Origin of the sequence: Chryseobacterium populi (assembly GCF_000282115.1) — a bacterium.
GTDB classification, from domain to species: domain Bacteria; phylum Bacteroidota; class Bacteroidia; order Flavobacteriales; family Weeksellaceae; genus Chryseobacterium; species Chryseobacterium populi.
The window spans coordinates 122,779-135,586 of record NZ_AKJY01000063.1 but is presented as its reverse complement, the minus strand read 5'-3'; the positions used below and the strand labels follow the sequence as shown (position 1 = coordinate 135,586).

Here is a 12,808-nt window from a genome sequence, read left to right as displayed (position 1 = left end):
TTAACAAACTAAATTTAATAATTTTAATTTGTCTGAAAAACAGGGAAGTCTACCATATGTTCATCCATAAATTTAAAGGAATTTAATTCGTCTGATCTTTTAGAATTTTCTTTGAAGTATTCTTTATACATGTCATTATATTGTTCTTTTGTATTTGCATACACTGTTTTAATCTGATGAACATTTCCCGTAAAGCGAATTTGATAAGTTCCCTTTTCTGAAACCATTATTGCATAAACCTCTCCTAGAGGTGTGCCATTTTCATTCGCATTTCTTACCAACTCATTTAAATAAATAACATCGGCGGGAGAAAATATTTTAAAGCCTATCCTCATATTTCCGTTAGAATCCTCAAAATTATTAGGGTGTGTGTGCATAAAGCCTCTTATATCTTTGTAATAATCAGGATCAGGTAATGATAGGGTGTTCGCATCTTCCGTTGCATTTGCATTTTCTTGATAAGTAAAGCTTCCAGTATTTTTTTCTATGTATCCTGTCTCCTTCTTTAAAGTTAAATTATTTTTTAACTTTTGTATTCCATTTATAAATTCAGCATTTTCGCTTTGGGCTTGTAATGTTATACATGGATCGTTAAGATTAGTTGTTCCCCCATTATTTCCATCACACCCGGGTTTTATTCTGTAAAAAGCTTCTGCCGATACAGTACAAGGGTCTTTTGGAGGTTGAGGTGTAGAAGTCCCACCTCCTCCACCTCCGCCTCCGCCTCCGCCAGATGCACCCGGAAATGGTTCGTCCGGTACCCAAATAACAGTAGTACTACAGGAAGTATTATAACATGCTCCACAATGATCACACTTATCCCAACTTTCATGATTTTTACAGTTCCATGTACTTCCGCAGTTTTCTATGTAAATTAATTTTCCTGCATAGTGACTTGTTATTGTAGGGGAAGTGCTAAAATCCTTTATCTTCATCCTGCCATATTCCTCATCGTATTTCTTTCCCAAAAATAAATCTTTGGGAATATTGGTAAAATATTCATTCCCAAAAGTATGATTATCAACCATCATAAATGTGTAGAACATCTGTTCCCGGAAATCTTTGCTTATTCTATCATTATATACAATCCCTTCAAGTGTGCTGTTATCAAAATCACGAACACCTGTTATTCTATCATGGCTATCTAATGTAGCAAAAAGTACTGAGCTTAAAGTTTCGTTATCATAAGACAAAGGTATCATAAGTCCTGTTGCATCTGGAGCATCAAATACCTGCATTTTATCCCATATAGGCATACCCTTCTGATCAGGCATTTTCGAAAGAAAACCAGTTTCCTGATTATAGACATCAAGTATATTGATGTAATCTACTCCCGATTTTGCAGAAGCCCCGTTTTTCAAAGCATGTTTAAAGAAGTCTGAGTTTTTCCTTTGGGTATTAGTCTCGGTATGGGAGAAATCCTCATTCCGGCAAGAGTATAAGACAATACTCAAGGTTATCAGGAAAGATAACCACAAAATAATTTTGTTTTTCATCAATTGTTTGTTTTTTTAAGTTGCTAAATATATAATTTTTTTCATATCACCTCAAGGTGATTTTTGACAAAACTAAATTAATTTTTCTTTCAACATCATCGATATTTTGTTATTTTTGAACAAAATATCGATATTATGAGTATAGGAACCAGAGTAAAAAGATTCAGAGAAGCTAAAGGTCTTTCCCAAGACGATTTAGCATTACGTATTGATGTAGCACAAAGTACCATTTCAAGTATTGAGTCTGACAAAAATATACCTAACTCATTATTACTAAGCAAAATTGCAAAGGAATTAGAGGTAGATATTAATGAATTATTAAATGAAGGAATTCAAGTAAATATCTCGAATAATCAGTTCAGCGATTTATCTAGTGCAGGAACAATTAATCAATATAATCCAGTATTTAATATGCAATCTCCCGAAATAGCACAAAGTATATTGAAGAATCAGGAACAAATTGCAAAACTGATTGAAATACAAAGTAAACTAATTGAAAGTTTATTAAAGAAATAAACTAAACTAACCCATAACACAAACACGATGGCATTAACAAATTTAAACAACACTCACCTCACCGCTGCTCAACTTACAGCAGCACAGACAGCCATTACCGCACTGGAAACGGCATTAGCACCTATTACGGTAACCCTTACACCGGAAGACCGCCAAAAATATGGTAGCATCAATGAGCAAAATAAGCTTTTTGTAAATAAGGTATCTGATTACAGGAAAGGTCAGGGAACTCTCAGTGCTACAGATGTAGACTGGGCAGAGTTTGACAGAGACCTTACCTCACGGCAGAATTATGAAAGTTTCATTACAAGGCTGGAAAGCCTTATCACAAGACTGAAAAGTGCAAAAACTTTGCATGATTATGATAACTACCAAGCTGCTCTCATCGATTATGCTTTTACAGCTTTTAAAGCAGGGACAGCTGCTCCGGGATATGAAGTAAAGCATAATGAATTGAAACAGTTTTTTGGGAAATCAGCTAAAACAATTGATGATATTCCAAATGAAACTAAATAAAAAATAAAATGCATATACTATAAAGCCCTGAACAAATGTTCTGGGCTTTTTTATTTCTTCCACGGGATTCTGAAATCATCCAACGGGGTTCTGAAATGGTCCGTCGGGGGTTCCATACTGATCTGGAGATGTATTTTACCTATCGGTTGAGGTTATACAACCGCAAATTTGATGTCGGAGACCTGTCGAAAGGTCTTATAGACCTCAAAAGAGTACTTCAAGACCACAAAATATGTATTCAGAACCCCGGTCGACATATTTGAGACCTCAAATTATCATTAAAAAACCTTATTACATATAATGAAACTGCACTTATTTCCTTGAATTCAGCAAAATTATGCAGGTTCTGAGATTGCTTCGTCGCTTCGCTCCTCGCAATGACCTTTCATTCTGCCATTCTTTTATTTCTCAGGCATTACTTTATAGGTAGGATCATTCTGAATATTCACTTCAATAACAGCCTCAACATTTTTCAGCATTGTGCGGCAGTCTTCACTTAAATGTCGCAGATGCAGTGTTTTATTTTGTTGATGATAACGTTTTGATAATTTATCTAAAGCATCAATTGCACTCATATCTACAATCCGGCTTTCTTTAAAATCGACCACTACTTCATCAGGATCATTCATTGGATCAAATTTGTCGGTAAAAGCCATTACAGACCCGAAAAACAAAGGCCCGTATATTTCGTAATGCTTTATTCCGTTTTCATCAACATATTTTCTCGCCCTGATCCTTTTCGCATTATCCCATGCAAAAACCAAAGCAGAAATAATGACTCCAATAAGAACAGCTAAAGCCAGGTTGTGAAGAACAATCGTGATCAGAGCAACAGTAATGCCTACAAATATATCAGACCCCGGCATTTTATTGATGATCCTTATAGAAACCCATTGAAATGTACTTATAGCAACCATCATCATCACGCCTGCCAAAGCAGCCATCGGAATTTTCCCGATAAGAGGAGCCCCGAATAAAATGATGATTAAAATGGTAACAGAAGCAATAATCCCGGAAAGCCTAGCTCTTGAACCTGCATTAAGATTCACCAAAGTCTGCGCAACCATCGCACAGCCGCCCATCCCGCCGAAGAAACCATTGGTCATATTGGCAAGCCCCTGTGCAACAGATTCACGGTTGGCACTTCCTTTTGAATCGGTAATTTCATCCACCATCGATAGGGTAAGAAGAGACTCTATCAATCCCACTCCTGCCATCACGAGTGCATAAGGGAAAATAATCTTTAGTGTTTCCAGTGAAAAAGGAATTTTAGGAATATGAAATTCCGGAAGGCTGCCACTGATGCCGGCAATATCTGCAACAGTTTTAGTATTGATATTAAATCCTGCAACAATTCCAAAGACAACTAAAATGGCAACCAGAGAAGCTGGGATCACTTTGGTGATTTTAGGAAAAAAATACACAATAGCAATCGTTAACGCTGTCAAACCGCCCATAATATATAAAGAAGTTCCGTGCATCCATCCAATTGTACCCTGAATATCTTTCATTTTGAACTGTTCGATCTGTGCCATGAAAATAATGACAGCAAGGCCATTTAAAAAGCCATACATGACAGGTTGTGGAATCAGGCGTACAAATTTCCCGAGTTTAAAAACACCTACCGATATTTGAAAAATTCCGGCCAGAATTACTGTTGCAAAAAGATATTCTATTCCGTGAGACTGTATTAAGGCAATAAGCACGACAATTGTTGCCCCTGCTCCCCCTGAAACCATTCCGGGACGGCCCCCCAGAACAGCCGTTACCAAACCCATCAAAAAAGCGGCATACAGACCGGTTAAAGGAGAAAGACCTGCTAAAATAGCAAATGAAAGAGATTCGGGAATCATAGTCATCGCTACAGTAAGCCCAGCCAGTATTTCATTTTTATAGCTGAGTTTTTTCGAAAAACCGGATAAAGTGATGGAATTTTTCATTGAGCCACAAAGGTATGTACTTGAAAAATTGTATACAATCCTTCGTTCTGCATTATTTAAATTAATAAATTTCCGAACCTGATCTATCAAAAAAAGACAAATACAATTAACATATTTTACTACATATTATATTATTTTTTATTAAAATCAGCCATAAACTAATATTAATTAATTTATCCTTTGGTTTACTTTGTATTTTTTCTATATTTGAAAACAAAGAAACTGATTATTAATGCGATTTAAAATTAGTTTCCAACTATATAATAACAGCTAAATTATATAAAGAAAATTGCATGAAAGAGCTTAAGACGTAATAATAATTGAAGTTTGAATTTCAGCAGGCAAATGAGACAGGAAACACATGATCGTCAAAAGCATTGAAGAAGGTAATATATAAAAAAAAAATAATGTATTTATTACTTAACTGTATAATGTATGTAGATCATTATTTATTAAACATTGCATGATCTATATCCTATTTTGGCAATACGCTACCTTTCTGATCTATTAATTCAAAAATCAACCTGCGAGACATTTATTACTCGTTTTAGCACATGAAATTGTTTAACAAAAGGTTTATACAAGATGCTATACAAGGAAATTCATATAGGAAAATTTATAAAGGAAAGAGTTGAAGATAAAGAAATTACAATAGAAAGAATTTGTAATTTTTTAAACACAGATGAAGAAGTTGTAAAAAGAATGTACAACAGCAAATCAATGGATACGGAACTTCTACTAAGATGGTCAAAGCTATTGGAATATGACTTTTTCAGACTTTACAGCTCCCATCTTATTTTATATGCCCCCCCTTCCGGCGCTAATAAAAATCCGGAGAAATCTGAAAAGATTCCTTATTTCAGGAAGAATATTTATACCCAGGAAATTAAAGAATTTATCATCAAAAGAATTCAATCTGGTGAAATGACGCATGCTGAGGTAATAAAAGAATATTCTATTCCCAAAAGCACACTCCACCGTTGGTTTCAAAAAATAAATAGCACCAAGTAATACACAAAATAATAATGAGGCCTAATTACAGAAAAATATTTCAGGATATGCTTCAGCTTGAGCATCCTGATAAATTAGAGGACCCAAAGATCAGGGAACTGCTGAAAAAGCTGAATACTACTGAAGAAGTATTAAATTTTAATGATAAGCTTTTCAAGCAGTCAAAAGAAAGCTTAAAAAATAATCAGAAATTAAAGACCTACGATAAAAAAACAATGCTTAAGCTTTTGCAATACCAAAAAAAACATGGTTTTTCTACAAGCTATATGTCTAAAAAATATAAAATAAGCAGAACCACTATTTCTAATTGGAAAAAAACATTTGAGGAAGAAATTGGTTAGTTTAGCATCTCAAAGCCGGTAAACGCAATTTGTTTACCGGCTTTTAATTATATATACTGACCTATTGAAATTTTAATCTATAATGATTATCTTTAAAAATGGTTAAAGTATTCAATTCTGTAAAAAACAGCTTTTTATTTTTCATTTTGCTACTATTGTCAAACCTTTCTGTTTGTCGGGCACAGAATAATGAAATTAAAAAGATTGATGAGCTATTGCAGAAGTCTGAGAATAGTTTCAGGAATCTTAATGACCTGGATCAATTAAGATATGCCAAACAGGCTAACGTACTGGCAAGAAAAATTAATAATTCACAAAGAATAACCGAAAGTTATTTTTCTATGGCCCGTTCCCTGTCTTTTCTTGAGATGCAAAAAGAAAGTTTTATTTACATCAGTAAAGCATCCGAACAACCCTATTCTAAAAAAAGCACTCTTATTCAAGCTCAGTTGAAAGATATAAAAGTCTACAATTACTATCATTTAGGATTACATACTCAGGCTAAAAAAGAATTAACAGATATCGTTAATCTCCTCAAAGATGACAAAAGTAAAAAAGCCATCCTTCTTTTACAAAAAACATACCTGGTTATAGGCCTTTACAAAACAGATTCTGCACGGTATTATGCCCAATTATGTTTTAACAAACTGAAGCAATTACCTGAAAAAGAGGTATATCTGGAATTATCTGATTTATATAGAGGTTTAGGAACACAGTTTCTGAAGAACAATAAAGATTCTTCTTTTTATTACTTTAACAAAAGCCTGGAAGTTAATAAGAAATATCATCATCCTGTCCTTTTATTGGATTATATTGCTTTTGGAGACTATTATTCTGAGCAAAAAGAATATAAGGAAGCAATCAGTTATTATCAAAAGGCAATTCAAAATATTAAAGAACAATCTGCAACCCCTGAGCTTTCAGCTAATAATGATCTTTATAAAAAAATATCAGACCTGTACGGAAAAACAGGAGAAAAACAAAAGCAGGCCGAATATGAACAAATCTATTTCGGACTCCAGAAAAAATTGATTTCGGAAAGAACTAAAAATATAAATTATGCTCTTCATATCATCCTGAATGACAAACAAGATCAATATAAAGACTCTGAAAGAAGAGACAATATGTATATTTTGATAGGAACCGGCATATTACTTATTATGGCTTTTTTAGGATATAAGTTGCTGAGAAAAAATTCAGAAAAGAAAATTCCTGACACTGAAACAGCCGACGTTTCCCAAGAAAACAATCCTATTCTATATAACAAAACTCCTGAAATTGATGAGCTTCAAATTACAGCTAATCCTGCCTATCATGAAGTAATGGAACTTGCTAAAAATAATGATGCTTCATTTTATTTCCGGTTTCAGGAAGCTTACCCTGAATTTCAGAAAAAGCTTCTTGAATACAATCCTGGTTTAAGAGTTTCTGAACTTACTTTTTGTGCTTACCTTTTTCTGGGTTTCAACACCAAAGATATTGCAAAATATACCTTCAAATCCGTTCATACTATCCGGAACAGAAAGCAAAATATTCGTAAAAAGTTCAATATTCAGTCTGATCAAGATGCAGAATTTTGGTTAATAAATTTAATTAAAACCAAAAAAAACAGCTAAAATAAATCTTATAAATCAACAAGTTACATATAGGTAGTATACAAATGGTATGTTAGCTTTTTGTATTTCTTGTTAATTTTCTGTCAATTTACACTATAGAAATTCATAGAACACAAATGACGAAATCAGTTAAATATTTACATTTCCTGATTTATTTCTAAAAACACACAATGATGAAAATTAGTAGAAGATAGGGTAATATATTCATCCTGTATTGCCCTACTACTATTAATTTCCATTCTTCATCTTTCCAGGTTTTATTAAAAAAATATTGATTTTTATCTTTTTATGATAAAAACGTCATAAATAAACAAATAATTTCTTAAATTTATTACTATTCATTTATTTTAGAATTAACTTTTTATTTTTGTGATCGTTAAAGAAAAATGATCTCAGTTAATTAAGGAATAAGGTTAGTATGACTAAAACAAGATTCATTAAGAATAGTTTATTGCTGTTCACTATTTTGGCCTCAGGTTTTCTGGCCTGCCAGGATTATGAATTCAGGAAAATCGACAGTTTATTAACTCAATCCTTTAACAGCCGTAAAAAATACAATGATTTTGAAGGTTTAAAATATGCTAAAACAGCAAGTTCATTAGCCGAGAAAGCAGGTAACTCAGAAAGAATTGCAAGAAGTTACTATAGCATGGCCATTTCTTTATCCCATCTTCGACTGCAGAAACAAAGCCTTTTCTATATTGAAAAAGCCTATAATCAAGCCTATACTAAAAATAATATTGTCTTTGCGTCTAAACTGAAAGAAGTAAAATCATACAATTACATGACTTTGGGCCTTACATCACAGAGTCAGAAAGAACTCTTTGGCATTGTCAATCTGTTACAAAAAAAAGAGGATACCGCTTCAACAAAAATTTTGATCCGGGTTTATGGCCATATTGGGAAGAATTATCAAAATAAAAGCAAAATGGACTCTGCTTTTATATACTACAATTTAAAGGACAAACTTTTAAAAAAATTCCCGGAGCCATACACGAATATCTACAGAAACTTATCTGATCATTATATTGAATTAGGAAATGCTTTTTTAAAGAAACAGCGTACAGATTCCGCTTTTTATTATTATCAGAAAAGTTATCAGCTGAAACAGAAGTATAATAATCCGGTCCTTTTCATGGAATACATCCAGTTTGGAAATTATTACCGTAAACTTCAGGAATATCAAAAGGCGCTGGATTTCTACCAAAAGGCAGTCCGGAATATGGAAAATTATTCTGTAAACCAGGCATCGTTTACTTATGTTTATTCTGACATATCAAAAATATATGGAATTTTAGGGGATAAAGAAAAGCAGAATCAATATGAGGGCATTTATCTTAAAATGGAAAATCAGGCCATGATAGAAAAACATGAAAATATAGATTACGCTCTTAATGTTATCATAAAAGACTATGAAAAAGGATATAAAACATCACAAAAGAAAAAGAATGTATGGTTTTATGGGGGTATCATTGTATTATTGGCTTTAGCATTATTCATTTTTAAAGCTGTACGAAAAAAAACGGCCCACAATGAAATGCGTGCTGACACCGTCATCAATACGCCAACACCTGAAAATAAAATGACTCCTCAAAAAAATACCGATGAAGCGTTGCAACTAAAAAATAATGATGCTTACAATGAATTAATAAAATTTTCCAAGAATAATGATTCTTCATTTTATTTCCGGTTCCAACAGGTTTATCCCCAATTTGAAAAAAAAATATTAGAAGCATGTCCAGGTTTAAGAACATCAGAACTTATTCTTTGCGCCTACATATTTCTGGGATTTACCATTAAAGATATCGCGGAATATACTTTCAAATCTGTTCACACGATCCGGAACAGGAAACAAAATCTACGCAAAAAATTTAACATTCCAACTGAACGGGATATGGGCATCTGGCTCAGGGATTTAATGGAAAACTAACGGTTTGTTACCCAACAAAATATATTTTTTTACAAAATAGTATCAAAATGGTATGCCGATTTTTTGGGTTTATACTTAATTTTTATTCTATTTGCATCAGAAAATAATTTATCCTCATTGAGTGAATATTTCTAAGAACAAATGATGAAAAAGAAATATTCAAGTAATCATTTTTTGCAAAATACAATGATGAAATGAATAGCAGTGAAGGGCAATGATTCAAAAAATTGCCCTCCTTCTATTCAAATTAAAGTAAAAAATCAATATTATCAAATATCTTACTTTTTCAAAAAAATAGCCTGATGAAATAATCATCAGGCTATTTTATAAAGGAAATAATCAGAGAAAAGAATGGGGCATCTCGTTGGCCGGAATCGAACCGGATAACCTTGCCGGAATTACCGGCTTCGCTACTCCTCCCCTATCGGCGATGAACTTTTCTCTACGACACTTTATATTTTAAACAAGGCAACAATCAAGAAGTGTATGTCGTGCTCTAACCAGCTGAGCTACTCTTCCTATTGATATTGTTTTTGTGGAAGAGACGAGACTCGAACCCGTGACCCCGTCGTAATGAGCGAAGTAACACTATTTTACGGCACCTGTTTATTTTTAATGCAGATAAGGGACCAAGCGGAAAGGGTTTGCTCATTTTCAAGAGCGTCGTCCTTACCCAATCCGGGAAGTGAACCGGCAATTCAGCATTTCCGAGAGACTTTCATTTTCTGATAAAAATTTTTGCTAGTTGGATTTCACCTCACCAGTCCGGTCACCCGAATTACGCTACCTCAGAACCGTTAATACAAAGGAACGCTTCTCTACCTACGACACTTATTTGCTTTATTATGTATGAAAAGAGGCTAGATCAAGACCCGACTTATAAGATTTATTCTGGAATCAAACCCATATTAACCGAAGTAGGCCTTTTCTACGGCATTCTTTTATTTTTAATCAAGGTAAAATTCTCAGAATCTTCCGTGCATTTGCTCTACCTGCTGAGCTACTTCTCCTTTTCGAGGGAAAAGGCAGGAATCGAACCTGCGACCCAATGATACTAAATCTCGAAGTATGATTCTAAAACGACACTTGATTTTATTCTTCCGTAAGCATTGAGTATTATACCCAATACACTGCTTATTTAAGACATGGTTTATAATTATTCATGGTTATTTGTTTTTAGTGTTGCAAAGTTATCTCCATAGTACGCATTCTTTTTACGCAGTTAAAAATTATTAAAAAACCAAGTAACAATTCATAAGAGTTTTTTGAATGTTGTTCAAATTGGAAGTTTAACGATGAAACTCCTATTGTACGACATTGGTTATTTAAAACCGAGCAATATTGTGAAAAGACTCATTTTCAATTCGAAGCCGAAGGATTTCTTTTCTTACGGCACCGGCTTATTTTTTATCGTCATTGCGAGGAACGGAGTGACGAAACAATCTCAAAACTATTTATTCTTTTATTCGTTTTGCCTTAAGGTAAAATCATTTTTATTTTAAAAGCAGTGCCTTTTACAGCACTACTTTTTTTATCATTGCTACTGCTGATTTCCGGTCTTCCAAAGCGTTCAATACATCGAAAACTTTGTCTGACCAGCCTGCAATAAGATATACATCATTTTTTCTGACATCCAGCGGTTGCCTTCCGTAACCCGCCAAATCAAAAATATACAATTTTGCTTTGGGATAGAGACTTTTGTACTGATTCCATGAATCTTCAAAAGAATTCCGGGTTCCTTTACTGTTCCACAGCTGAGTATCGGTGAAGATCATTACTTTATCCACTTTTTCACGCTTGTTCAGTAAATCATCAATCACCAGATAACCGTTTGTGGAATACCCTACCTCACCTTCTCTTTTATAGAATGCATCCACGTTTCTCAGGATACCGTTTTTAGGCATAGGAACTCTTTTCCATGTATCACCAAACATACCCGAGATCACATTTTTGCACTGTGAATGTAAAATCATTGATATCAGCAAACCGATATCGTAAAGCAAAACCTTAGATTTCGGGGAAACAGGCTGCTGCATCGATCCGGATACGTCTGCCGCAATAACTACTGAAGTATCAAAGCCAAAACCTTTGATATTTTTTGCACTCACCATTACTGCATCTTCCAATGCTTCTAAAACTGATGACAGGTATTTTGAATCAATATTTTTCAATTCTCTGTACGCAGCCAAAAATCTGAATGGCAATTGTTTTGAATTTCTTACAGCTTTTTCATCCGATAAATACTGACACACTTTATACATTGCATCCGAAGAAACATTGCCTTCCAGAATATTTCTCAGGTTTCGTAAAGTTGCCATATAACCAAGCTTGTTACTGAAAATCAGTTCTTCCCATTTGCTTTTGAAGGCTGATTTTCTTTCTGTTTCATCCTCAAATTTTGTCTGACCTAAGATTGAAAGCTCAACTTCCCATGTATAAGGAGTCTCCAACGAGTCATTGACGATTTTGTTGAAAATTGCCTGTTGATTTTCATCTTTTGCTTTTGGGTGAACCAGGAACAATGCATCTTTTAAAGTTACCTCAGCTTTCCTATTATATTTTGCAAACTGGTATTCATCAAATTTGTTGAATGATTTCACCAGGCCTTTTTGAATCTGTTTTGACAGCTTATTCAGCTTCTTAACATCCGTTCTTTCATTTGCCAATTGGTAATAAGCCAATAGTTCTGTAATTTCGTCTGCTCTCTGAACAACTCCATCAACAGTTCGGCTCACCAGGTCAGTTCCTGAAGTTTGTCGCGCTAATTCTGTTGTTAAAACCAAAGGAATTGAACGCAGATACATATTTTTTCTTGCATAAACTGCGAGTTTTGCAACGAATTCCGGATCATTTTTCTTAATCAGGGCCTGGATTCTCGACAATCTGTCATTTCCATTTTCATAAGATGTGTTGGATAATCCTGTTGTAACAACAGCACTATATAATTCTTCTGCAGGTGTCATCTCATAAGCTTTTGCACCTTCGTAGTTTACGACCTCCCTATTCTCTTTTTTTAAAAAATTAAATTTCATGAGTTACTGTTTTTTAGTTAAACATTTAGAGGATTATCCCTTCTCTCTGATTTCTGATGCAAAGTAAAAACAGAATTACGCAACCTTTTTGCGTATTTAAAATTTTCGAAAAAAAAATTGTTTTTTTATTGGAGAATCATGAAGATATTAAATTTCAAACAAGAGTTTAGAAATGCCAAAATTTACTTTTGCATTCATATAATAAATTCTTCACTACATTTTATTTCATTCAGAATAACGAACATGCTGTTTTCGTTTTCTCTGGTAAAATGACTTTACTAACTTAGAGAATAGACATTTGGGAAAATTTTGCTTTTTGGTGTTTAAACCAACTATCAACAAGCAAGCAATACATAAAATCTATCTATTATTCATTTTAAATAAAGAAATCAGCTGTTTGACATTTTTAG

9 protein-coding genes are annotated in these 12,808 nt (G+C 33.7%); 6 read left to right on the top strand and 3 right to left on the bottom strand.

Annotated elements, in window-relative coordinates; genetic code table 11:
- Positions 1-23 precede the first annotated feature (23 nt).
- Positions 24-1,496: a hypothetical protein gene (locus PMI13_RS14905; protein WP_007845135.1), complete on the bottom strand. Its 1,473-nt coding sequence runs from the start codon at positions 1,494-1,496 to the stop codon at positions 24-26.
- 135 nt (positions 1,497-1,631) lie between these two features.
- Here PMI13_RS14905 and PMI13_RS14900 point away from each other — a divergent pair, with 135 nt between their 5' ends.
- On the top strand, positions 1,632-2,012 hold the full coding sequence (locus PMI13_RS14900; protein ID WP_007845133.1) for a helix-turn-helix domain-containing protein: 381 nt from the start codon (positions 1,632-1,634) through the stop codon (positions 2,010-2,012).
- 27 nt (positions 2,013-2,039) lie between these two features.
- Positions 2,040-2,528, top strand: a complete 489-nt coding sequence (locus PMI13_RS14895) for a hypothetical protein (RefSeq protein ID WP_007845132.1) — start codon at positions 2,040-2,042, stop codon at positions 2,526-2,528.
- 401 nt (positions 2,529-2,929) lie between these two features.
- On the opposite strand, the gene PMI13_RS14890 is transcribed toward PMI13_RS14895, so the two are convergent.
- Positions 2,930-4,468: a SulP family inorganic anion transporter gene (locus PMI13_RS14890; RefSeq protein WP_007845127.1), complete on the bottom strand. Its 1,539-nt coding sequence runs from the start codon at positions 4,466-4,468 to the stop codon at positions 2,930-2,932.
- A 585-nt stretch (positions 4,469-5,053) separates the two neighbouring features.
- On the opposite strand from PMI13_RS14890, the gene PMI13_RS14885 reads away from it, so the two are divergent.
- From PMI13_RS14885 to PMI13_RS14870, 4 genes are all read left to right on the top strand, one after another.
- A complete protein-coding gene (locus tag PMI13_RS14885) occupies positions 5,054-5,479 on the top strand; it encodes a helix-turn-helix domain-containing protein (RefSeq protein WP_007845125.1) in 426 nt (141 codons plus the stop codon).
- A 14-nt stretch (positions 5,480-5,493) separates the two neighbouring features.
- A complete protein-coding gene (locus PMI13_RS14880; protein ID WP_007845123.1) occupies positions 5,494-5,820 on the top strand; it encodes a helix-turn-helix domain-containing protein in 327 nt (108 codons plus the stop codon).
- A 98-nt stretch (positions 5,821-5,918) separates the two neighbouring features.
- Positions 5,919-7,436, top strand: a complete 1,518-nt coding sequence (locus PMI13_RS14875) for a tetratricopeptide repeat protein (protein WP_007845121.1) — start codon at positions 5,919-5,921, stop codon at positions 7,434-7,436.
- 418 nt (positions 7,437-7,854) lie between these two features.
- Positions 7,855-9,366 carry a tetratricopeptide repeat protein gene (locus PMI13_RS14870; protein WP_007845119.1) on the top strand — a complete coding sequence of 504 codons (1,512 nt, stop codon included), beginning with the start codon at positions 7,855-7,857 and terminating at the stop codon, positions 9,364-9,366.
- Positions 9,367-10,880: 1,514 nt separating this feature from the next.
- Here PMI13_RS14870 and PMI13_RS14860 read toward each other — a convergent pair.
- Positions 10,881-12,398 (bottom strand): TROVE domain-containing protein, encoded by a 1,518-nt coding sequence (locus tag PMI13_RS14860; RefSeq protein ID WP_007845117.1) that lies wholly within the window; start codon positions 12,396-12,398, stop codon positions 10,881-10,883.
- Positions 12,399-12,808: the final 410 nt, after the last annotated feature.